General features: G+C 63.9%; 20 protein-coding genes. 6 read left to right on the top strand and 14 right to left on the bottom strand.

Going from position 1 to position 21623, the window contains the following annotated elements; genetic code table 11:
- Positions 1 to 24 precede the first annotated feature (24 nt).
- From gspL to NCT05_RS00745, 3 genes are read left to right on the top strand one after another with little or no spacing between them, the layout of a single operon-like run.
- Positions 25 to 1371, top strand: coding sequence for a type II secretion system protein GspL (gspL, locus tag NCT05_RS00735; protein ID WP_008352385.1), 1347 nt, complete (start codon positions 25 to 27; stop codon positions 1369 to 1371).
- Positions 1368 to 1871: a type II secretion system protein M gene (locus NCT05_RS00740; RefSeq protein ID WP_008352384.1), complete on the top strand. Its 504-nt coding sequence runs from the start codon at positions 1368 to 1370 to the stop codon at positions 1869 to 1871. Before gspL ends, NCT05_RS00740 begins: the two co-directional genes overlap by 4 nt.
- The gene (locus NCT05_RS00745; RefSeq protein ID WP_008352383.1) at positions 1868 to 2647 is read left to right on the top strand and encodes a type II secretion system protein N; all 780 of its coding nucleotides are present in this window, start codon (positions 1868 to 1870) and stop codon (positions 2645 to 2647) included. Before NCT05_RS00740 ends, NCT05_RS00745 begins: the two co-directional genes overlap by 4 nt.
- On the opposite strand, the gene NCT05_RS00750 is transcribed toward NCT05_RS00745, so the two are convergent.
- Both NCT05_RS00750 and NCT05_RS00755 read right to left on the bottom strand, forming a co-directional pair.
- Positions 2648 to 4180: an efflux transporter outer membrane subunit gene (locus NCT05_RS00750; protein WP_034472334.1), complete on the bottom strand. Its 1533-nt coding sequence runs from the start codon at positions 4178 to 4180 to the stop codon at positions 2648 to 2650.
- Between the two features lie 186 nt (positions 4181 to 4366).
- A complete protein-coding gene (locus NCT05_RS00755; protein ID WP_008352380.1) occupies positions 4367 to 4642 on the bottom strand; it encodes a hypothetical protein in 276 nt (91 codons plus the stop codon).
- A 206-nt stretch (positions 4643 to 4848) separates the two neighbouring features.
- Between NCT05_RS00755 and NCT05_RS00760 the strand changes: the two genes are divergently transcribed.
- A complete protein-coding gene (locus NCT05_RS00760; RefSeq protein WP_008352379.1) occupies positions 4849 to 5343 on the top strand; it encodes a MarR family winged helix-turn-helix transcriptional regulator in 495 nt (164 codons plus the stop codon).
- 119 nt (positions 5344 to 5462) lie between these two features.
- The gene (locus tag NCT05_RS00765) at positions 5463 to 7025 is read left to right on the top strand and encodes a DHA2 family efflux MFS transporter permease subunit (protein WP_033536461.1); all 1563 of its coding nucleotides are present in this window, start codon (positions 5463 to 5465) and stop codon (positions 7023 to 7025) included.
- 1 nt (position 7026) lies between these two features.
- On the opposite strand, the gene NCT05_RS00770 is transcribed toward NCT05_RS00765, so the two are convergent.
- The 12 genes from NCT05_RS00770 to NCT05_RS00825 form a co-directional block, all read right to left on the bottom strand.
- Positions 7027 to 7578 carry a hypothetical protein gene (locus NCT05_RS00770; RefSeq protein ID WP_008352375.1) on the bottom strand — a complete coding sequence of 184 codons (552 nt, stop codon included), beginning with the start codon at positions 7576 to 7578 and terminating at the stop codon, positions 7027 to 7029.
- Between the two features lie 133 nt (positions 7579 to 7711).
- The gene (gene gshA / locus NCT05_RS00775) at positions 7712 to 9331 is read right to left on the bottom strand and encodes a glutamate--cysteine ligase (protein WP_250501586.1); all 1620 of its coding nucleotides are present in this window, start codon (positions 9329 to 9331) and stop codon (positions 7712 to 7714) included.
- A gap of 239 nt (positions 9332 to 9570) precedes the next feature.
- Positions 9571 to 10653, bottom strand: a complete 1083-nt coding sequence (ada, locus tag NCT05_RS00780; protein ID WP_008352371.1) for a bifunctional DNA-binding transcriptional regulator/O6-methylguanine-DNA methyltransferase Ada — start codon at positions 10651 to 10653, stop codon at positions 9571 to 9573.
- Positions 10654 to 10987: 334 nt separating this feature from the next.
- Positions 10988 to 12340, bottom strand: a complete 1353-nt coding sequence (gene hslU, locus NCT05_RS00785) for an ATP-dependent protease ATPase subunit HslU (RefSeq protein WP_008352370.1) — start codon at positions 12338 to 12340, stop codon at positions 10988 to 10990.
- A gap of 12 nt (positions 12341 to 12352) precedes the next feature.
- Positions 12353 to 12889: an ATP-dependent protease subunit HslV gene (gene hslV / locus NCT05_RS00790; protein ID WP_008352368.1), complete on the bottom strand. Its 537-nt coding sequence runs from the start codon at positions 12887 to 12889 to the stop codon at positions 12353 to 12355.
- A gap of 357 nt (positions 12890 to 13246) precedes the next feature.
- Positions 13247 to 13663: an RNA polymerase-binding protein DksA gene (gene dksA / locus NCT05_RS00795; RefSeq protein WP_008352366.1), complete on the bottom strand. Its 417-nt coding sequence runs from the start codon at positions 13661 to 13663 to the stop codon at positions 13247 to 13249.
- A gap of 568 nt (positions 13664 to 14231) precedes the next feature.
- Positions 14232 to 15305 (bottom strand): CobW family GTP-binding protein, encoded by a 1074-nt coding sequence (locus NCT05_RS00800; RefSeq protein WP_008352364.1) that lies wholly within the window; start codon positions 15303 to 15305, stop codon positions 14232 to 14234.
- Between the two features lie 110 nt (positions 15306 to 15415).
- Complete coding sequence (locus NCT05_RS00805; RefSeq protein WP_239294366.1) at positions 15416 to 16615, bottom strand: class I SAM-dependent rRNA methyltransferase; 1200 nt, start codon at positions 16613 to 16615, stop codon at positions 15416 to 15418.
- A gap of 35 nt (positions 16616 to 16650) precedes the next feature.
- Positions 16651 to 17577 carry a tyrosine recombinase XerC gene (xerC, locus tag NCT05_RS00810; protein ID WP_239294365.1) on the bottom strand — a complete coding sequence of 309 codons (927 nt, stop codon included), beginning with the start codon at positions 17575 to 17577 and terminating at the stop codon, positions 16651 to 16653.
- A 2-nt stretch (positions 17578 to 17579) separates the two neighbouring features.
- Complete coding sequence (locus NCT05_RS00815; protein WP_008352358.1) at positions 17580 to 18299, bottom strand: DUF484 family protein; 720 nt, start codon at positions 18297 to 18299, stop codon at positions 17580 to 17582.
- A 15-nt stretch (positions 18300 to 18314) separates the two neighbouring features.
- Entirely contained in the window at positions 18315 to 19196 is an 882-nt protein-coding gene (gene dapF, locus NCT05_RS00820; RefSeq protein ID WP_008352356.1) for a diaminopimelate epimerase, read from the bottom strand.
- A 50-nt stretch (positions 19197 to 19246) separates the two neighbouring features.
- Complete coding sequence (locus NCT05_RS00825) at positions 19247 to 20131, bottom strand: lipid A biosynthesis lauroyl acyltransferase (RefSeq protein WP_250501587.1); 885 nt, start codon at positions 20129 to 20131, stop codon at positions 19247 to 19249.
- A 254-nt stretch (positions 20132 to 20385) separates the two neighbouring features.
- Between NCT05_RS00825 and metK the strand changes: the two genes are divergently transcribed.
- A complete protein-coding gene (metK, locus tag NCT05_RS00830; RefSeq protein WP_008352353.1) occupies positions 20386 to 21573 on the top strand; it encodes a methionine adenosyltransferase in 1188 nt (395 codons plus the stop codon).
- The last annotated feature ends 50 nt before the right edge of the window (positions 21574 to 21623 follow it).

Raw genomic sequence — 21623 nt, forward strand, 5'->3', positions numbered from 1 at the left:
GTTATTGATGAGAGGAAGTGGCCTTTGAGCACACTGATCGTTTTGTTACCGCCGCGCGATCCCGCGGTGCGCTCGGAAGAGTGGCATCTGCCGGATCTGCCGTTTCTGCTGCTCGACAAGCGCGGCGAGCCGCAACGCATCGGCCGCGCGGCGATCGGGCTGTTGCCGCGCGCGAGTGCGACCGTGCTGATCGTCGCTGCGCGCGACACGCTTCTGCTCGCCGCTGCCGTGCCGCCACTCAAGGGGCCGCGCTTGCGGCAGGCGCTGCCGAACGTCGTCGAGGATCAGCTGATCCAGGATCCGCAGACGTGCCACATCGCCGTCGATCCGGTCGCCCTCGCCGATGGCAAGCGCGTCGTCGGCGTGATCGATCGCGGCTGGTTCCGCTTCGTGGTCGGCGCGTTTTCGGGCGCGGGGCATCGCAATCTGAAGGCCGTGCCCGCGATGCGCTGCCTGCCGGTTCCGGCCGCCGTGCCATTCGATGAAACCGGCGAAGCCGAAGAGATCGAAGCGCCGCCGCAGCCGTTTATCGCGGGGCTGCTCGGTCATGTCGTGTCGACCGCGCCCGCGCTGATCGGCGAAATGGCCGCGCCCTCGCCCGCCGCGCTGGGCGCACCGCGCATCGAGGTGGCGATTGCGCGCGGCGAACGCGCGGCGCTCGGCGAAGGACTCGCGCTGCCCGCCGATTCGATCGAGGCAACGCTCGCCGCGCTCGCCGGCGATCAACCCGTGACGCTTTATTCGCTCGCCGATCTGCCCGGCGACGAACCGCGCCTGTCCGGTTCGCGCAATGCTGCGGCGGCCATCGCCGGCGCGCATCCGATCACGTTCGAGGCGCTCGCGCGCAACGCGCTCGCGTGCCGCTTCGACCTGTGCCAGTTCGAATTCGCCGCGCAACCGTGGCGGCTCGACCGCGCGACGATGCGGCGTCTGCGCGTGCCGATCGCGCTCGTGGCGGCGTCGGTGGTCGTGTCGATCATCGGCATCAACGTGCAATGGCTGCAGCTTGCGCGTCAGCGCGACGCGATCAGCGCGCAGGAAACCGAGCTCCTGCTCAACGCCTTCCCGAAGACGACGACCGTGCTCGATGCGCCCGACCAGATGACGCGCAATCTCGATCGTCTGCGCGTGGCATCGGGCGAGCTGTCGCCGTCGGATTTCCTGTCGCTCGCCGACGGCCTCGCGCGCTCGCTCGGTCCGGTGCCGGTGAACGGCGTCGCGGGGCTCGATTATCGCGAGCGTCGGCTGGAAGTGACCTTCAAGCCGGAGACGAAGGTCGATCCCGATCTTTCGAAGCGCCTTGCCGCGAACGGCCTGAACGGATCGATCGATACGAACACAGGCAAATGGACGATCAGGAGCGGCCAATGAAAGCGGAAATCGGACGTTCCCTGTCGGAATTCTGGGAAGCGCGCACGCCGCGCGAGAAGACCATTCTCATGTGGGGCGGCATCGCGGTCGGGCTCGCGCTCGTCTATCTCGTGCTGTGGGCGCCCGCCTATGAAGGCCGCGCGCGGCTGCGCGAATCGCTGCCGACGATGCAGCGCCAGCTCGCGACGATGACCGCGCAGGCCAACGACGCGCGCTCGCTCGCGCCCGCCGCCGAAGGCGTGATGCCGACCGGCGCCGCGTTGCGCGATGCGCTCGCGAAGTCGCTCGCCGACAACGGCATGCAGCCGACGCAGGTTCAGGTGATCGGCGCGGCGGTGCAGATTCAGTTGAAGAACGCGTCGTTTCCGAACTGGACGGCGTGGCTCGACGACGCCCGCAAGCAGTTCAAGGTGCAGGTCTCGGAGGCGCACGTCACGGCGCTGAAGCCGGATGGCCAGGTCGATCTGACGGCATCGCTGCAACCGGCCGGCACGAAATGAGTTACTGGACGCGACGAATCCGGCTCGCGTTGCCGGCGCTTTTCGTGATCGTGATTTCGGTCGCCGGCACGCTGCTCGCGATGATGCCCGCCGCGTGGATCGTGCCGCAGTTCTCGAAGGCAACGGGCGGCCATGTGAATCTGGTCGATCCGGCGGGCTCGCTGTGGAGCGGCTCGGCCACGCTGATGCTCGCCGCGGGCAGCGACGGCGCGGGCGCGACGCTCTTGCCGGGGCGCATCGAATGGACGACGGCGTTTCTGCCGCTCTTCACCGGCCGCGTTCACATGACCATGCGTCAGACCGAAGCGATGCCCGATGCCGTGATCGTCGACGCCACCACGCGCGGCGCGGTCATCACCGCCGGCCAGATCGCCGTGCCCGCGACGTTGCTCTCGGGCCTCGGCGCGCCCTTCAATACGCTCGATTTCGACGGCAGCGTGCGGCTCTCGTGGACGGAGTTCCGCCTGCTGAACCGCAATGCGTACGGGCAAGTGGTCGTCACGCTCGATGACATGGCTTCGCGCGTCTCGCGCGTGAAGCCGCTCGGTTCGTATCGCGTCGCGTTGCAGGCGCAGGGCGCGTCCGCGACCATCGATCTTTCGACGAGCAAAGGTCCGCTGATGCTCACCGGCAACGGCGCGATCTCACCGGAATCGACGTCGTTCCAAGGCACGGCGACGGCCGCGCCGGATCAGCGGGAAAACCTCGCGGGTCTGCTCAACCTGCTCGGCCGTCACACCGATCCGGACACGGTCGCCCTGACCTTCATGCGTTGATCAGCGGCTGGCGGTTTGCGCCGGACTCGACGCGGGCGCGGGCGCTTGAACCGCGCCCGTTTCGCGATCCATCTGCCCGACATCCCAGCCGCCGCCGAGCGCCTTCACCAGTCCGACCGACGACACCATCCGCTGTCCCGCGATGTTCGCGAGCTTCTGCTGCGCGGTGAATGCAGTCGTCTGCGCGGTCAGCACGCTGATGAACGCGACCGTTCCCGCCTTGTACTGATTGTTGATGATCGCGAGCGCCTGCTGCGCCGATTCCACGGCCTGCTGCTGCACGACGATTTCCTTCTCCAGAATGCGCAGCGACGCGAGATTGTCTTCGACGTCCTGGAACGCGGTCAGCACCGTCTGCCGATACGTCGCGACGTTCTGGTCGTAAGTCGCGCGCGCGGCTTCGGTGCGCGCGGAGCGCAGGCCGCCGTCGAAAATGGTCGCGGCGATGTCCGGCCCGAGCGTCCAGAAGCGCGACGGCGCGCGCAGCAATTGCGACAGCACCGAGCTTTCGAAGCCGCCTTGCGCGGAGAGCGTGAGCGTCGGGAAGTACGCGGCCATTTCGATGCCGATCTGCTCGTTCGCCGCCGCGGCCTTGCGTTCCGCCGACGCGATGTCGGGCCGTCGCTCGAGAATCGCGGATGGCATCTGCACGGGAACGGTCGGCGGCGTGGCGTCGAGCGGAATCGGCGGAATCGAAAACGTGGAAGCGGCCTCGCCGACGAGCACCGCGATCGCATGTTCGTACTGCGCGCGCGCGACGCCGTTATCGATGGCCGATGCCTGCGCCGACTGCAACTGCGTCTGCGCCTGAATCACGTCCGAACGCGCGACGATGCCCTGCGCGTACTGATTCTGCGTGAGCTTGAGCGATTGCTCGTAGGCCGCGACGGTGTCGTCGAGGAGCCTTTGCTGCGCGTCGAGCGAGCGCAACTGGAAATAGGTTTGCGCGAGCGTGGCCTGCGCGGACAGCCGCGCGTTGGCGAGATCGGCGGCGGCGCCTTCCTGGCCGGCCTTTTGCGCGGAGACCGTGCGCGACACGCTGCCCCACAGATCCGGTTCCCACGATGCGTCGAGCGCAAGGCTGAACTGGTTGGTGACGGCACCCGTCTGCCCGAGGCTGGAGCTGCTGGTCGACCGGTTGCCCGCCCCCGTTCCCGAACGCGCCGCCGAAGCCGATGCGCCGATCGTCGGGAAATACGCCGCGCGCGCCTCGCCGACGAGCGCGCGTGCCTGACGATACGCGGCCGCGTATTGCGCGATGGTCTGGTTCGATTGATTCAGGCGCGCTTCGAGATCGTCGAGGCGCTCGTCGCGATAGATGCTCCACCATGCGCCGCGATCGGCCTGGTCGGCGGGCTGGGCGACTTTCCAGCCTTCGGGCGCTTCCTTGTAGCTGGCCGGGACCGCCGTCGTCGGGCGCTGATAATCGGGCCCGACAGCACAGCCGGCGATGAACATCGCGAGCATGGCGGCGAGCGCCGTCGTGGTCAGGCGCGCGGCGGCGGAAGCGGGAAAGGCGGGGCGATACGGCATCTGCTTGTCGGAATTCCTGTCGGCGCCGCGCCGTTCGATATGACGGACGCGGCAAGCCGAAATGGTAACGGAACGCAACGGGCGCTCGTGCGGCGCGCGCGTCAGGCAGACGTTAGCGTAACGGGTTCGCCGTAAGGCGGGTGTTACGCAGCGGGTGGAATCGGTTACGACGCGTTACGGTGACGATTATCGTCCGCTACCGGGACACGGCGAGCAGGGCGCCGAGAGCAACGGTCGCGCCGGCGCTTTCGCGGGCGCGGCCGCCGCCTTGCGACGCTGCCGGTTCTCGAACCATCCCATGCCCAAGACGACGAACGATCCGCCCGGCAGCAGGAACACGATCAGATACAACGCGAGTTTCCACGAACTCAGCTTCGGCGGGACGAAGTGACGGGAGGCGTCGGCGATCTTGCTGCTGATGGGGCCGAAGCGTCGGCGGGCGGTACGGACAAAGCGGGTCATCGAAAGGTCCTTCGGGCGTCGGCGAGCGACGGCGGGCGGTCAGAACATGGTCTCGGGCGGCGCATGAAGCGCGTAACTCGTTGCATAGAATAATATTGACTGTGCAACTACTTTTCAAGATACTGCTGATTGCTTTTCGCAATTGTTGCCTTTAGGAGACGCGGCGCAGTGTCACACTTTTGCATCCGCGGTTTGACCGATGTCGCATGAACGGCGAACCGCTTTACGATCCCGCGACGATCCAGCTCGAAACGAGCCTCGGCTACTACCTCGCGAAGGCGCGCAACGTGCTCGTCATGCGAACGGATCAGGCGTTGAAGCCGCTCGAACTCACGTCGCCGCAGATCGGCGTGATTCTGCTGCTCGCGTCGGGGCGGGCGCGCACGCCGCTGGAACTGTCGCGCGAGCTGTCGTACGACAGCGGCTCGATGACGCGCATGCTCGACCGGCTCGAGAAGAAGGGTTTCGTCAGCCGCGCGCGTAGCGAAGTGGACCGGCGAATCGTCGAACTCAGTCTGACGGAGCGCGGACGTGACGCGGCGGCGCGTTTGCCGGTGATCGGCGCGGCCGTGCTCAACGAGCAGTTGCACGGCTTTACCCGCGCCGAGCTGGATCTGCTGATCGCGATGCTCGCGCGCATCGTCGGCAATACGCCGATGGGCGACTGCGCGCCATGCATGCTTGACGACGACTTGCCCTGATTCATCGGAATTAATCTGCATTTCTGCGCCGATTTCACTGTCTGAGCAGAGAATGCCGCGACAAGAAAAAGTTTGCGTGCGATGCGCATTTCGAGCGCCGCGCGCCGGAGAAACCTTCGATGTCCACATCCACTGCGGGCACGCCCGCCACGCCGCCCACGCCCGTGCCGCTCACGGGCGGCATCCTCGCCCTTTTGACGATGGGCCTCGCGCTCGGCACCTTCATGGAAGTGCTCGACACGTCGATTGCGAACGTCGCCGTGCCGACCATTTCGGGCAGCCTCGGCGTCGCGACGAGCGAAGGCACGTGGGTCATTTCGTCGTACTCGGTCGCTTCGGCGATTGCAGTGCCGTTGACCGGCTGGCTCGCGCGGCGCGTCGGCGAGGTGAAGCTCTTCACGATTTCCGTGCTGCTGTTTTCGATCGCGTCGGCGCTGTGCGGGCTGGCTCACAACTTCGAATCGCTGATCGCGTTCCGGCTGCTGCAAGGCCTCGTCTCCGGCCCGATGGTCCCGCTGTCGCAAACCATCCTCATGCGCAGCTATCCGCCCGAAAAGCGCGGCCTCGCGCTCGGTCTCTGGGCGATGACCGTGATCGTCGCGCCGATCTTCGGCCCGGTGATGGGCGGCTATATCACCGACAACTACACCTGGCCGTGGATCTTCTATATCAACGTGCCGATCGGCGTGTTCTCGGCGGCGATCGCGTACTTCCTGCTGCGCGGCCACGAGACGAAGACGACGCAGCAGCGCATCGACGGTGTCGGATTGGCGCTGCTCGTGATCGGCGTCGCGAGCCTGCAGATGATGCTCGACCTCGGCAAGGACCACGACTGGTTCAACTCGAACTTCATCGTGACGCTGGCGATCGTGTCGGCGGTCTCGCTCGCGTTCATGTTCGCGTGGGAGTTGACCGAGAAGGAACCGGTGATCGACCTTTCGCTCTTTCGCGACCGCAACTTTGCGATGGGCGTGCTCATCACGTCGCTCGGCTTTCTCGCGTTCTTCGGCTCGGTCGTCGTGTTGCCGTTGTGGTTGCAGACCGTGCTCGGCTACACGCCGTGGCTCGCGGGTCTCGCCACCGCGCCGGTCGGGATTCTCGCGCTGGTGCTGTCGCCGATCATCGGGCAGAACATGCATCGGCTGAATTTGCGCGTGGTCGCGAGCTTTGCGTTCCTCACGTTCGCGTTCGTGTCGCACTGGAACTCGACCTTCACGCTCGATACGCCGTTCGACCAGATCATCTATCCGCGCTTGATTCAGGGCATCGGCGTCGCGTGCTTCTTCGTGCCGATGACGACGATCACGCTCTCCAGCGTCTCCGACGAACGGCTCGCGGGCGCCGCGGGCCTGTCGAACTTCCTGCGCACGCTGTCGGGCGCGATCGGCACGGCGGTCAGCACGACGTTCTGGGAAAACGACATGATCCGCCATCACGCGCGTCTGACCGAATCGGTCACGCCTTATTCGGCGGGCACGAACGCGTATTCGGACCTGCTGTCGGGACTCGGCTTGTCGGGACAGGCGCTGACCGCGCAACTGGATCGCGTGGTGTCGGCGCAGGCGTACATGATGTCGACCAACGACTTCTTCCGCATTTCGTTCTATGCGTTTCTCGTGCTGGCCGCGATGGTCTGGCTGACGCGGCCGAAGAAGGGCGCGTCAGCCTCGATGGGACACTGAACTACTGAGGCGTGAGCGGCGTGACCGACTGCCCCGGCTGGTTTTCCAGATTGAGCGGGACCGGCTGATCCAGCGGGCTGACCTGCACGCCGCTCGGCGCGGGTGCAGGCGGCGTCTGCGTGGCTTGCGGCGTTTCGGTCTTGCGCAGTCCGGGGCCGTTCTTGATGAACTGCTTGAAATCCGCGCCTGCCTGCCACGGATTCGGCTGGCAGCCGAGCGGATTATCGCAATGCGCGGCGAAACCGATCGTCGCGGTGCCTTCGTTGGTCGGCGTCTTGGTGATCTGATACGCGAGCGCGCGCTTGCCGCTCGACGGCCCCGCCGTCTGGATGATCGAATCGGTGACGGTCTGCAGCTTGTATTCGGAATGGTTCGTCACCCAGACCTGGGCGCGCGCCCACCACGCGTCGCATTCCGGCTTGCTCATGCAGGTGAGCGGTTGCGTGGCCTGCTCCATCGTCGTGCTGCTGACCTGGTCCTGCACGGCGCAGCCGCTAAAAAGGGCGAGCCAGGCAGCCCCAAGCGCGGCGGCGGCGAAGTACTTCTTCTTCATTACTCCCCCGATCGTCGAAAAGTCGGCCATATTTTGACCCCTCAAATCGGATGATGTGATGACGCGTTTCCCTCTGTTGCATAAGCCGGAAACAATTGCCGCCGCGTGCTGACACCGCAGCGGAAAAATCACCTCACGCGTTCGCGGGATTCAGCTTGTAGACCTGATACGCCGCAACGAAGGCGTCGAACGTTTCGGCGTCGCTGCTTTCGACGACCGCCTGTTCCACAAGCGATTTTGCCGCAAGCTCGTCCATCGCGCGCTCTTCTGCGACGGAAAGCGGACGCGCACGAAAATCTTCCGCGTGACGCGCGCTGAGATCGAGCGCGAACTCGTCGAAGGTTTGCTGCTTGTCGCGCATCGTTTGCAGCACGCGCGCGGACGGCGTGAGCGACGCGTCGGCGATGCGCGGCCGCAGCGCTTCCAGCGCGCGCGTGTGATCGCCGTTGCCGTTTAGCGTGTCGAGCGTCTTCGCGACCGGTTCGATTGCATCGAAGAGTTCTTCGGCCCATTGCTGCATCGGCACGCTTGCGCCGTCGCGTTGCAGCGCGAGACCCGGCTTGCGCCCTTCCTTCGACACCGTCATGAAATTCGCGTTGGCTTCGATGCTCGCGCCGGGCGGCAACAGCGGGCTGTCTTCCAGTGCGCAATAGAGCAGATACGCATCGAGAAAGCGCGCGGTTTCGAGCGAGATGCCCGTCGGCACGAACGGATCGATGTCGAGGCAGCGCACTTCGATGTACTGCACGCCGCGCTCGGCCAGCGCATGCAGCGGACGTTCGCCCGAATGCGTGACGCGCTTCGGGCGGATCGTCGAGTAGAACTCGTTTTCGATCTGCAGCACGTTCGTGTTGATCTGCACCCATTCGCCGTCGCGCTGCGTGCCGATGGCTTCATACGGCGCATACGGCTGGCTCACGGCTTTGGCGAGCACGTCGAGATACGCGTCGAGATTGTCGTAGCTCGGCAGCAGATCGGCCTGCGCCGGATTGTTGGTGTATCCGAGATCGCTCATGCGAAGGCTGGTCGCGTGCGGCAGATAGAACGTGTCGGCATCGAACGTTTCCAGATGATGCTTCTTGCCGGCGACGAAGCGCTTGTTCAGCGCCGGCGACGCGCCGAACAGATACATCAGGAGCCAGCTCGTGCGGCGGAAATTGCGGATCAGCGCGAAGTAGCGCTCGGACTGAAAGTCTTTCGCGGACAGCGTGCTCGTCGCATCGAGCGCCTGCCAGGCGCGCCATACGTTTTCATCGAGCGAATAGTTGTAGTGGATGCCCGCGATGCATTGCATCGTGCGGCCGTAGCGCAGCGCGAGGCCGCGCCGGTACACCGTCTTCAACATGCCGATGTTCGACGTGCCGTAATAGCCGAACGGAATCTCGTCCTCGGGCGGCAGCGAGTTGGGCATCGAATTGTTCCACAGCAACTCGTCGCCCATGTGCGCGTACGCGAAGCGATGCAGCGCGTCGAGGCGATCGAGCGTGATCGCCACATCCGATTCGGCGGGCGTGATGAGCTCGACGAGCGCCTCGGAGTAATCGGTCGTGATGAGCGGATGCGTCAGCGCGGAGCCGAACGAGCGCGGATGCGGCGTCATCGCCAGCTTGCCCTGCGGCGTCACGCGCAAGCTTTCTTTTTCGATGCCGCGCAAGCCTTGGCGCAACGCGTCGGCATGCGGACCGGACGCGAGCGCGGCAAGCCTGCGCTCGAAAGCGCCGGCCTTGGTGTGAGCGGGATTCTTGTTTGCCATTGAAGCGTTCTGCGAGGAGCGCGAGCGCGTGTGCGCGCGGTCGTATTTTTAGGGTAGCGGGCACTTTAACATCTCGGTGTAAGGCGTGCTTGGGCCCAGACCAGGCAAGGGATTGCGGGTTTTTCGGGAGATTCGCGGGAGATGCGCGGAATACGCGGCGTGCGCTTTGGAGCCGCTCGGAGCGGCTCGCGAGGACATCGAAGCGCGCGCGCGTCATGTCGACGGCGAGCGCGCCTGCTTCATGCAACCTTGTTGGTTTCGTTGCGCGCGCGTTCGGTTTCGAGCAGCGTTTCCTTGCGCGGCGTGCCCCAGCGATAGCCGGCGATCGCGCCATCCTTGCCGATGACGCGATGACACGGAATCGCGAGCGCCACCGGATTCGACGCGCACGCATTCGCCACCGCCCGCACCGCGCGCGGCGCGCCGAGCGATTCGGCGATCTCGGTGTAACTGCGCGTCTGCCCATACGGGATGCGCCGCAACGCGTCCCATACGCGCCGTTGAAATGCGGTCGCGCCGATGTCGAGCGGCAAATCGAAGCGCTCGCGCGTGCCTTGCAGATACGCGCGAATCTGCGCGATGAACGGCTCCAGTTTCGCGGCATCCTCGACGCGTTCGGCCTGCGCGAAATCGGCGGCGAGCTGATCGACGAGCGTGGGCGCGTCGTCGCCGAATGCGATCTTGCAGACGCCCTTGTCGGTCGCGGCGATGAGCACGGCACCCAGCGGCGTCGCGGCGGTCGCGTAACGCACGGTCAGCCCAGCGCCCTGACGCTTATACGCGGACGGCGTCATGCCGAGTTCCGCGGGCACGGCCTCGTACATGCGCGACGGCGAGCCGAAACCGGCGTCGTGCGTCGCGCGTGTGACGTCGCGGCCGCGCTGCAACGCATCGCGCAGCACGCCGGCACGCTGCGCCGCCTGATACTGACGCGGCGAAATGCCGACGATTCGCGAAAACAGGCGCTGCAGGTGAAACGGGCTGACATGTACGGCGTCGCTCAATTGCGCGAGCGTCATGCGTTGCTGCGGATCGGCGTCGAGCACCTTGCATGCGCGCTCGACGATCGCGAGTTCGCGCGGCAGGCTCGTCGGCTGGCAGCGCTTGCACGCGCGGTATCCGGCTTGTTCGGCGGAGTCGGTCGTCGGAAAGAATTCGACGTTCTCGCGACGCGGCGCACGCGACGCGCACGACGGTCGGCAAAACACGCCGGTCGTGCGAACGGCGAAGAAGAAGGCACCGTCGGCGCGCTCGTCGCGATCGACGACGGCTTGCCAGCGGCTTTCATCGGAGGAAAAAACAGGGTTCGTGACGGTTTTCATGACGACCTCGATGGCTCTTGGGTACGTGACCACTGTAGAGCCGCCCAACTGAGGTTACGCGCCGGTTCTTGCTCTGTCATCGGTCTGCGAAATCCGAAAAGTGACGCTCAGATACCACAAAGGGACGCCATAGGGGTTTTTACCGAAATTTCTATTGCGTCGCATCAAGTGGCTGTGTATGATTGGAACTGTCTCCTCCATGTCTCCTCCTGATATGGATTCAGCCCGCCCACTAAGGCGGGCTTTTTTTCGTCCGTGGTTTTTGCTTGTTCGAAACGTCAGCGCAAAAAAACCGGGCGCGTGGCCCGGTTTCTAGTAGACGATTCCGCCGCCGTTACAGCACGTAGCGCGACAAATCCTCGTCTTGCGCCACATCGCCGAGCGCGCGTTCCACATACGGCGCGTCGATTCGCACAGGCTTGCCGGCATGATTGCCCGCCGCGAACGACACTTCTTCGAGCAGCTTCTCGATCACCGTATAAAGCCGCCGCGCGCCGATATTCTCGGTCTTCTCATTCACCGAAAACGCGATTTCCGCGAGACGCCGGATGCCGTCTTCCGCAAAGTCGAGCTCGACGCCTTCGGTCGCCAGCAGCGCCTTGTACTGCTTGACGAGACTCGCATCGGTCGAATTCAGGATCGATTCGAAATCGCCGACGGACAGCGAATCCAGCTCGACGCGAATCGGAAAGCGCCCCTGCAGTTCCGGAATCAGATCGCTCGGTTTGGCGAGATGAAACGCGCCGCTCGCGATGAACAGGATGTGATCGGTCTTGATCATCCCGTACTTCGTGTTGATGGTCGTGCCTTCGACGAGCGGCAGTAGGTCGCGCTGCACGCCCGCGCGCGAGACTTCGGCGCCGCCCGTCTCGCTGCGCGACGCGATCTTGTCGATCTCATCGAGAAACACGATGCCGTTCTGCTCGACGTTCTGCACCGCCTTGCTCTTGACCTCTTCGTCGTTGAGCATCTTGCTGGCTTCTTCGTCGGTCAGCAGCTTGAGCGCTTCCTTGACCTTCACCTTGCGGCGCGTCTTCTTGCCGCCGCCGATGTTCGCGAACATCGAGCGAATCTGTTCGGTCATGTCTTCCATGCCCGGCGGCCCCATGATGTCCATGCCGACTTGCGGCATTTCCACATCGAGCTCGATTTCCTTGTCGTCGAGCGCGCCTTCGCGCAGCCGCTTGCGGAAGGTTTGACGCGTGGCGTTGTCGCCGCCTTCGCTGCCCGAAGACTCGATCGCGTTCGTGGCGCCGAATCCGACCGGCCGCGCCGTCGGCAGAAGAATGTCGAGGATGCGGTCTTCCGCGCGATCTTCGGCCTTCGTGCGGACTTTCTTCATCTCGGATTCGCGCGTCTGCTTCACGGAAATCTCGATCAGATCGCGCACGATGCTGTCCACGTCGCGGCCCACGTAGCCCACTTCGGTGAACTTGGTCGCTTCGATCTTGATGAACGGCGCGTCCGCGAGCTTGGCGAGACGCCGCGCGATTTCGGTTTTGCCGACGCCCGTCGGCCCGATCATCAGAATGTTCTTCGGCGTGATCTCCTGACGCAGCGGCTCGGCGACCTGCTGACGGCGCCAGCGGTTGCGCAGCGCGACGGCAACCGCCTTCTTCGCGCGCCCCTGGCCGATGATGTGCTTGTCGAGTTCGGAGACGATTTCGGAGGGAGTCATGGTGGTCATCGCAAAAGTCCTTTATTCGATCGTCTCGATGACGCGATTGTGGTTGGTGTAGATGCACATGTCGCCGGCGATGGTCAGCGCCTTCTCGACGATGTCGCGCGGCGAGAGATCGGTGTTCTCAATGAGCGCCTGCGCCGCAGCCTGCGCATAGGCGCCGCCCGAGCCGATCGCCGCGATGCCGTGCTCCGGATCGAGCACGTCGCCGTTGCCGGTGATGACGAGCGTGTTGTCCTTGTCGGCGGTGATGAGCATGGCTTCGAGGCGTCGCAGCATGCGATCGGTGCGCCAGTCTTTCGCCAGTTCGACGGCGGCGCGCGTCAGATTGCCCTGATGCTTCTCGAGTTTGGCTTCGAAGCGGTCGAGCAGCGAGAACGCGTCGGCCGTGCCGCCGGCGAAGCCGACCAGCACCTTGCCGCCATAGATGCGGCGCACTTTCTTCGCGCCCCCTTTCATGACGATATTGCCGAGCGTCACCTGACCATCGCCGCCCAGCGCGACCTTGCCGTCGCGGCGCACGGAGACGATGGTCGTGCCGTGAAATTGTTCCATGTGCGTTCCTTGGATAAACAGACGATGCGTGGCGATGAAAGTCCGCCGCGCAGTCGAGAATTCGATGGAGTGCACGGCGCGGGGTTCCGTCGGGCGTGAGGCCCGAGGCGGACGGCGCCGCGCTCGCGCTTGCCGCGATGAAGCTTTTGCGGCGCGCGTCGGATTCATTTTAGGGCGACGCCGGATTTATCAAGGCGTACGGTATCGGCGCTCGCCGTTTTTACCGGGCACAAAGCAAAAAAGGCATCCCTTCGTTGGATGCCTTTTTGCCGATGCGACTGCTTCTGCACAACTTTTTTGCGGCGGCGTCTTCCCCGTTGCGGGCGGTCCCGCGACGCTCGCCTGCCGACAGCGATTTCAGTCGCCGAACAGCTTCTGACGCAGTTCGCGGCGTTCCTGCGCTTCGAGCGACAGCGTGGCGGTCGGACGCGCGAGCAGGCGCGGAATGCCGATCGGCTCGCCGGTCTCTTCGCACCAGCCGTAATCGCCGGACTCGATGCGCGCGAGCGACTGCTGCACCTTCTTCAGAAGCTTGCGTTCGCGATCGCGCGTGCGCAGTTCCAGTGCGTGTTCTTCCTCGATGGTCGCGCGGTCCGCCGGGTCCGGCACGATCACCGTTTCCCGCAGGTTCTCGGTCGTCTGGCCGGCATTCTTCAGAATGTCCGCTTGCAACTGTTCGAGCCGGTTCTTGAAGAAGGCGAGTTGATCCTCGTTCATGTAGTCCTTCTCGCTCATCTTCAGGATTTCGGCTTCGGTCAAGAGTTTCGTTGTCATCAGCTTGCTTCTTCAATGTAGGGCGATGTCTTCGCAACGCCCGCACTTGCGTTACCCGCATTCAGCGCATCCGTACGCTAGGGGCTACGCGACACGTCGATGCGGGGCCGAACTCCTCTGGAAACCGATATTGGATGATGCTCCGGAAGACCGGGCGCATTCGCATGGCCCCGGATTTCCGGCCCCGGTGCTTTGACTTGATTTGCCTTCCCCCGGCAAATCGAGGCATCGTCCCGACGGGACATCCCTTCTCCCAAGATCCGCTGGCCGAGCGCCTCGAAGACGCGCATTCAGCGGAACTGCCCTTCTCCAGTGGGGCTGTATTGTAACTGAACCGCAAATTCCAACTAAACCTACGGAAAACCCTGTCGATTTGCGCCGGAATTTCAAAAATATAACGCCTGAACGCGCAAAAAGCGATGACGCTTGGTGGGCGCGACTACATACGCGCACCGAAAGTCGGACATGAAAAACGCCGCGCGCGAGCCCTTCGCGGCGGCGTTCTGTGTCAGTGCCCGTTTTGTCGCCCCGCGTGATTCGCGGCAATCCAAGCGAGATGCATGCCGGATTACTTCACCAGGCAGGCGTCGAGGCCGTCGGTGATCAGATCCTTCGGCAGTTCGATGCCGATGAACACCATCTTGCTGTTCTTCTTCTCGATCGGCATCCACTTGCCGGCGAGATCGCTGCCCATCATCTGATGCACGCCCTGGAACACGACCTTGCGATCGACGCCCTTCATATAGAGCACGCCCTTGTAGCGCAACAGGCGCTCGCCATAAATCTGCAGAATGCCGCCGAGGAAGTCTTCGAGGCGGTTCGGATCGAACGGCTTGTCGCTGCGATACACGAACGACTTGATCTTGTCGTCGTGATGCGCGTGATGATGATGGTGATGCCCGTGCTCGTGATCGTGGCTGTGGTCGTGACCGCAGGTCGAATGATCGTGATCGTGATCGTGATCATGCGCGTGGTCATGATCGTGATCGTCTTCCGCGAGGAAATCCGGATCGATCTCAAGCTTCGAGTTCAGATTGAAACCGCGCAGATCGAAAATTTCCTTGATGTCTGCGTCGCCGAAATTCACGACCTTGATCGCCGCGCGCGGGTTCATGTGCAGCAGGCGATGCTTCAGCGCTTCGAGTTCGTCGGCGGAAACGAGATCGGATTTCGTGATGAACAGGCGATCCGCGAAGCCGACCTGACGCTGCACCACTTCGTGCTGGTCGAGCTGCGCATTCGCGTGCTTCGCGTCGACGAGCGTGATGATCGCGTCGAGCAGGAATTCGTCGGCGACGGTGTTGTCCATGAAGAACGTCTGCGCGACCGGACCCGGATTCGCGAGGCCGGTGGTTTCGATCACGACGCGGTCGAAATCGAGCGTGCCCGCCTTCTTGCGGTTCGCGAGGTCTTCGAGCGCGCGCGCGAGGTCGCCGCGGATCGTGCAGCAGATGCAGCCGTTGCTCATCTGGATGATCTGCTCGTTCGTCTCCTGCACGAGGATCTCGTTGTCGATGTTCTCTTCGCCGAACTCGTTCTCGATCACGGCGATCTTCATGCCGTGCTTCTCGTTCAGGATGCGCTTGAGCAGCGTGGTTTTGCCGCTGCCCAAAAAGCCGGTCAGGATGGTTACGGGAATCATGGTGTCGCCTTTTAAGTTCGGGAAACGCGCGGAATCGAATATTGGAACATATTTGCGGAGCCGACGCTTCGTGCGCCCTTCGCTCGCGAATCGCCCTTAACTGAGGCCGATCACGCGATTTGCAACAGCAGCCCTTTCAGATACTCGCCTTCCGGAAACGCCGTCAGCAACGGATGATCCACGCCCGCGCCGAGCCGCTTGAGGATGCGCGCATCGACGCGCGCGTCGGCCGCCGCGCTCGCGACGATCTTCTGGAACAAGTCGGCATCGATCGCGCCGGAACATGAGTACGTGAAAAGCAGGCCGCCTGGACGCAGCAACTTGAAGCCGCTCAGATTGATGTCCTTGTACGCGCGCGCGGCGCGATCGACGGTTTCCTTCGACGGCGCGAACTTCGGCGGATCGAGCACGATCAGGTCGAAGCGCCGGCCTTCGTCGTAGAGACGGCGCAGCGTCTTGAACGCATCGGCGTCGAGCCATTCGGCTTTCTCCGCGTCGAAGCCGTTGGCCTTCACGTTCTCCCGCGCGAGCGCGAGCGCTTCGCCCGATGAATCGACGGAGACCACGCGCGTCGCCCCGCCTTTCAGCGCGGCCAGCGAGAATCCGCCCGTGTAGCAGAAGCAGTTGAGCACTTCGCGGCCTTGCGCGTTCTGCGCAACGAGCACGCGGTTGTCGCGCTGATCGACGTAAAAGCCCGTCTTGTGGCCATTGCGCACGTCGACGTGATAGCGCACGCCGCATTCGTTCGCGATGAGCGTCGCCGGAGGCGCGTCGCCGGCGAGCACGCCGGTCGTCTGTTCGAGACCTTCCTTCTGGCGGATCGACACGTCCGAGCGCTCGTAGACGTTCGCGCAACCGGTCGCATCGACGAGCGCCTGCACGATCGCGGCTTTCCATGACTCGACGCCCGTCGCCATGAACTGGCAGACGAGCTGTGCGTGATCGCCGGTATCCGCGACGTAGTAATCGACGATCAGGCCCGGCAAGCCGTCCGCTTCGCCGAATATGAGGCGCGTCGCGCCGGTGTCCTTGACCATGGTGCGCCGATGCGCGACCGCGCGCTGCACGCGGCGCTTGAAGAACGCGTGGTCGATGGGCTCGCTTTCATCGAACGTCCAGACGCGCGCGCGAATCTGCGATTGCGGGCTGTACGACGCGCGCGCGAGAAAGCGTCCGTCGGCCGCGCGAATGACGACCGTCGCGCCCGGCGCGGGATTGCCGTCGATGCGCGCGATGGCGTTCGCATAAATCCACGGATGGCGGCGGACGAGCGACTTGTCCTTCGCCGGTTTGAGCGTGATGGTGTCCATTGCAAGCCGAGGCGGCGCGCAGGGCGCTCGCGGAGTTAATCGCGCTTCTTCGCGCGCGGGTGCGCCGCATCGTAGACGCGGGCGAGATGCTGAAAATCGAGCGATGTATAAATCTGCGTGGCCGTGATGCTTGCATGGCCGAGCAGTTCCTGCACCGCGCGCAGGTCGCCGCTCGATTGCAGGACGTGCGTGGCGAACGAATGCCGCAGCACGTGCGGATGCACATTCGACGGAATGCCCGCGAGCAGCGCGAGCCGCTTCACGCGTTCGCGCACCACGCCGGGCGACATGCGGTTGCCGCGCACCGAGAGAAAGAGCGCGTGCGGTTCGAGCTTGACGAACTCGTCGCGCACGGCGAGCCAGGCGCGCAGCGCTTCGACCGCCTTGCTGCCGACCGGCACTTTGCGCATCCGCTTACCTTTGCCGAGCACCGTGACTTCGGCGCCTTCCAGATCGATCCAGCCTTCGGACCGGTGTTCGGCAGTGTCGACGTGGCGAACGTCCAGCCCGACCAGTTCCGCGAGCCGCAGACCCGACGAGTAGAACAGTTCGAGTATCGCGTGATCGCGCAGCGCTTCGGTCGTATCGGCTTGCGGCGCGTCCATCAGCCTCGCGGCGTCATCGACGGAAAGCGCCTTCGGCAGCGTCTTTTCGCGCTTGGGCGCGCGCACCGTCGCGACCGGATTCGCGGGCATCTCGACGCGCTCGGCGAGCCATCGATAGAACGCGCGCCATGCCGACAGCCGATGCGCGATCGAACGCGACGATAATCCGCTCGCGTGCGCGCGCACGACCGCGCCGCGAATATCGGCGGATGTGAGCGATTCCAGTGGACGATCCTTGGCGAGCGCGCGCAGCTCGCTCAACTCGTGCGTATAGCCGCGCAGCGTGTGCTCGGAAAGATGCCGCTGATGCTCGAGCATCGCGAGATAGTCGGCGATCACGTCGGCGGCGGCGTTCATCGTCAATGCGGCAGCAGGCGGGACAGCGCGGCGCTCGCGAGCGCGCCGATCTGCGTGAGGAAATCCGTCGCCATGCCGTCGTGGAAGCGGCGCGGATCAGGCGAGCCCATGACGAGCAGGCCGAAGCTCGGCGCATCCGGGCCGGCTTGCGGATCGCGCAGCGCGATGAGCGACACGGATTCGATCTTGCGGTCGATGTCGGACGGGCCGTCGCTCGGCGCGACCGTCGCCGATGCCGAGTTCGCCGCGCCCAGCCACTGCGCGGCGGCGAAGCCGGTATTCACGCCGCAGTACGGCGCGGCGAGACCGGTCGTGAAAAGGCGTACTTCCTCGCCGACCTGACGGGCGAAATCGGCTTGGCGATAAGCTTCGTCGATATCCCACACGCGCAGCGCGGCGTGCGGCACGTCGAAGATTTCGCACAGCCCCTTGCTGATGGTCGCGGGCAGCGCGTACGGATCGCGCTGCGAGATTACGCGCACGGTCCAGCGATTGAACTTGGTCGAGATGCTGTCGTTTTCGTGGCCGTAGCGCAGCAATTCGGCGAGACGCCGTTCGAGCTGCTTGTTCTTGTCGCGCAGCATTTCCATCTGGCGTTCCTGCAGCGACACGGCCGCTTTGCCGTGCGGATTCGAAAGCCGGATGGTGCCGAGCAGTTCCGCGTGCTCGACGAAGAAATCAGGGTTGTCGAGCAGATAGTCGGCGACTTCGCGTGGATTCATGGTGACGTGTATGCGTTAAACGATGCGATCGAGCTCGATCTCGCCTTCGAAGACCGTTGCGGCGGGCCCGGCCATGAAGAGCGCGGCGGTTTCGTTCTTCGCGCCGTCCCAGCTGATCGTGAGCGTGCCGCCGTGCGTCTCGACGCGAACGGGCGAATCGAGCCGGCCGCGGCGAATGCCGGCCGCCACCGCCGCACATGCGCCCGTGCCGCACGCGAGCGTTTCGCCCGCGCCGCGCTCGTAGACGCGCAGTTTCACCGAATGCCGATCGACGATCTCCATGAAGCCCGCATTGACGCGCTTTGGAAAGCGCGCGTGACGTTCGACGAGCGGACCTTCGGTCAGAACGGGATACGCCTCGACGTCATCGACGATCTGGACCGCGTGCGGATTGCCCATCGACACGACGGAAATCCAGCGCCGGTCGTTGATCGAGCCGTTCACGTCGAGCGGCCAGAGCGTGTCGTTGCCTTCCTTCCGGCCTTCGAGACCTTGCGCGTCGAACGGCACTTTCGGCGGATCGAACACCGGCGTGCTCATATCGACGACGACTTCGCCGTTCTCCTGCATCGTCAGCGTGATGACGCCGTTTTGCACCTGCACGCGCACCGTCGATGCATCCGTCAGACGCCGGTCGCGGACGAACTTCACGAAGCAGCGCGCGCCGTTGCCGCAATGCTCGACTTCACCGCCATCGCAATTGAAGATGCGGTACTTGAAGTCGACGCCTTCGATCGTCGGCTTTTCCACGAGCAGCAACTGATCCGCGCCGACGCCGAAATGACGGTTCGCGAGCGCGCGCACCTGTTCGGCGGACAGATCGAGCGCCTGCGTGTAGCCGTCGAGCACGACGAAGTCATTGCCCGCGCCCTGCATTTTTGTGAATTTCAGTTTCATGGCCGCTATTGTATGTGAGCCGCGATGCCGCGTTTCGCGCGATTCAGGCGTCAATAAAAGCTCGGGTCGCCCGGCGGGCGCGTCTTGAAGCGCTTGTGCACCCAATAATATTGCTCGGGCATGCGCGGAATCTGCTTTTCCAGAAACGCGTTCATGCGGCGCGCGTCGGCCTCGTCGTCGCCGCTCGGATAATTTTCCCAAGGTTTGAAGACTTTCAGCCGATAACCCTTGTAGTTCGGCAAAACTTCTCCGATGAAGGGCACGACCTGCGCCTTGCCCGTCTTCGCGAGCCGGCCGACGGCGGTCAGCGTGCACGTCGGGATGCCGAAGAACGGGACGAACGTGGAGTTGCGCATGCCGTAGTCCATGTCCGCGCCGAGCATCACGGGCTTGCGATCGCGCAGCCAGCGCAGCACGATGCGCGCGCTGTCGGCGCGGCTCGCCATGTCGGCGCCGAAACGGGCGCGCTGTCTCTTCGCCAGTTCCTCGATCTGCGGATTCGAAAACGGCTGATACAGCGAACCGCAGCGCCGATGCAGCGAGTAGTTGAGGAAGATCGAGCCCGCCTCGATGCCGACGAAATGCAGTCCGAGAAAGAGCGTGGGCGGAAGATCGGGATCGGTGAGATCGATGGCGCTATCGACTTCGATCAGCTTTTCTAGCTTCTTCGCGGAGCCGAACCATTGCACGCTGCGCTCGACGTAACTGCGGATCGCGTGCCGAAAGTGCTTCTGCGCGATGTCCTCGCGTTTTTCGTCGGACCACTCGGGGAAGCACAGCTTCAGATTCGTATGGACGATGCGCTTGCGACGGCTCGGAATCTGATAGAGCAGCCAGCCGAGGCCGTCGCCGAAACGCGCGGTGATGCCGTATGGAATCACCGCGAGGAATTTGAGAAAACCGATGGCGAGCGCCACGCCGATACGACCTAGCATGACTCGCTCCGGCGGGCGGACGAGTGGAGCGGGACCGAGGAAGTCAAAAGGGTCAATTCTGTGAAAACTAAGGAAACCGGTATAATAAAACCTTCGCCGAGTTAATGGACAACTTGCGGGGCGAAGCGGGTCGGAGTCTTCTTACTTTCGAGAAGCGCCGGCCTGGAAGCACATCCGCTAAAGCGTCGCCGCTTCAGACTCCAAAAGAAGACGGCTACGTGAATATCAACCGTACTTTTATTGGAGTCTGAAGCGTGTCGAACGACTACCTCTTTACTTCCGAATCCGTTTCCGAAGGCCACCCGGACAAGGTTGCCGACCAAGTCTCCGACGCCATCCTCGACGCCATTCTGTCGCAGGACAAATATTCGCGCGTCGCCGCGGAAACGCTGTGCAACACCGGTCTCGTCGTCCTCGCGGGCGAAATCACGACCACCGCCAACGTCGATTACATCCAGGTCGCGCGCGACACCATCAAGCGCATCGGTTACGACAACACCGACTTCGGCATCGACTATCGCGGCTGCGCGGTTCTCGTCGCGTATGACAAGCAATCGCCGGATATCGCGCAAGGCGTGAACAAGGCGCACGACGACAATCTCGATCAGGGCGCGGGCGACCAGGGCCTCATGTTCGGCTACGCCTGCGACGAAACGCCCGAACTGATGCCGCTGCCGATCCACCTTTCGCATCGCCTCGTCGAGCGTCAGGCAAACCTTCGTCGCGATGGCCGTTTGCCCTGGCTGCGTCCGGACGCGAAGTCGCAAGTCACCGTGCGTTATGTCGATGGCCGCGCGCATTCCATCGATACGGTCGTGCTGTCGACGCAACATTCGCCGGACATCGACCTGCCGCAACTGCGCGAAGCGGTGATTGAAGAAGTCATCAAGCCGACGCTGCCGAAGGAACTCATCAAGGGCGACATCAAGTTTCTGGTGAACCCGACGGGCCGCTTCGTCATCGGTGGTCCGCAGGGCGACTGCGGTCTGACGGGCCGCAAGATCATCGTCGACACGTACGGCGGCGCGGCTCCGCACGGCGGCGGCGCGTTCTCGGGCAAGGATCCGTCGAAGGTCGACCGCTCGGCGGCGTACGCGGGACGTTATGTCGCGAAGAACATCGTCGCGGCCGGTCTCGCATCGCGCGCGCTGATCCAGGTTTCGTACGCAATCGGCGTGGCACGTCCGACTTCAGTGATGGTGAACACGTTCGGCACGGGCCGCGTGTCGGATGCCGAAATCACGAAGCTCGTTCTGGAGCATTTCGATCTGCGTCCGAAGGGCATCATCCAGATGCTCGATCTGCTGCGCCCGATCTACGAAAAGACGGCGGCATACGGTCACTTCGGCCGCGAAGAGCCTGAATTCTCGTGGGAAGCCACCGACAAGGCGCTCATGCTGGCCGAAGCGGCGGGCACGGAGCCGGTCGCAAGCGTGGCGTAACGCCATTCGCCGAACGCGCGGGACAAGAACCGGCAAGCATCGCGCTTGCC

It is taken from the genome of Caballeronia sp. AZ7_KS35, assembly GCF_023631045.1.
Classification (GTDB): domain Bacteria; phylum Pseudomonadota; class Gammaproteobacteria; order Burkholderiales; family Burkholderiaceae; genus Caballeronia; species Caballeronia zhejiangensis.

What these genes read in the sequence shown, in the direction of transcription:
- NCT05_RS00740 (WP_008352384.1), top strand. Translation starts at nt 1,368, where the DNA reads ATGAAAGCGGAAATCGGACGTTCCCTGTCGGAATTCTGGGAAGCGCGC.
- NCT05_RS00745 (WP_008352383.1), top strand. Translation starts at nt 1,868, where the DNA reads ATGAGTTACTGGACGCGACGAATCCGGCTCGCGTTGCCGGCGCTTTTC.
- NCT05_RS00750 (WP_034472334.1), bottom strand. Translation starts at nt 4,180, where the DNA reads ATGCCGTATCGCCCCGCCTTTCCCGCTTCCGCCGCCGCGCGCCTGACC.
- NCT05_RS00755 (WP_008352380.1), bottom strand. Translation starts at nt 4,642, where the DNA reads ATGACCCGCTTTGTCCGTACCGCCCGCCGACGCTTCGGCCCCATCAGC.
- NCT05_RS00760 (WP_008352379.1), top strand. Translation starts at nt 4,849, where the DNA reads ATGAACGGCGAACCGCTTTACGATCCCGCGACGATCCAGCTCGAAACG.
- NCT05_RS00765 (WP_033536461.1), top strand. Translation starts at nt 5,463, where the DNA reads ATGTCCACATCCACTGCGGGCACGCCCGCCACGCCGCCCACGCCCGTG.
- NCT05_RS00770 (WP_008352375.1), bottom strand. Translation starts at nt 7,578, where the DNA reads ATGAAGAAGAAGTACTTCGCCGCCGCCGCGCTTGGGGCTGCCTGGCTC.
- gshA (WP_250501586.1), bottom strand. Translation starts at nt 9,331, where the DNA reads ATGGCAAACAAGAATCCCGCTCACACCAAGGCCGGCGCTTTCGAGCGC.
- ada (WP_008352371.1), bottom strand. Translation starts at nt 10,653, where the DNA reads ATGAAAACCGTCACGAACCCTGTTTTTTCCTCCGATGAAAGCCGCTGG.
- hslU (WP_008352370.1), bottom strand. Translation starts at nt 12,340, where the DNA reads ATGACCACCATGACTCCCTCCGAAATCGTCTCCGAACTCGACAAGCAC.
- hslV (WP_008352368.1), bottom strand. Translation starts at nt 12,889, where the DNA reads ATGGAACAATTTCACGGCACGACCATCGTCTCCGTGCGCCGCGACGGC.
- dksA (WP_008352366.1), bottom strand. Translation starts at nt 13,663, where the DNA reads ATGACAACGAAACTCTTGACCGAAGCCGAAATCCTGAAGATGAGCGAG.
- NCT05_RS00800 (WP_008352364.1), bottom strand. Translation starts at nt 15,305, where the DNA reads ATGATTCCCGTAACCATCCTGACCGGCTTTTTGGGCAGCGGCAAAACC.
- NCT05_RS00805 (WP_239294366.1), bottom strand. Translation starts at nt 16,615, where the DNA reads ATGGACACCATCACGCTCAAACCGGCGAAGGACAAGTCGCTCGTCCGC.
- xerC (WP_239294365.1), bottom strand. Translation starts at nt 17,577, where the DNA reads ATGAACGCCGCCGCCGACGTGATCGCCGACTATCTCGCGATGCTCGAG.
- NCT05_RS00815 (WP_008352358.1), bottom strand. Translation starts at nt 18,299, where the DNA reads ATGAATCCACGCGAAGTCGCCGACTATCTGCTCGACAACCCTGATTTC.
- dapF (WP_008352356.1), bottom strand. Translation starts at nt 19,196, where the DNA reads ATGAAACTGAAATTCACAAAAATGCAGGGCGCGGGCAATGACTTCGTC.
- NCT05_RS00825 (WP_250501587.1), bottom strand. Translation starts at nt 20,131, where the DNA reads ATGCTAGGTCGTATCGGCGTGGCGCTCGCCATCGGTTTTCTCAAATTC.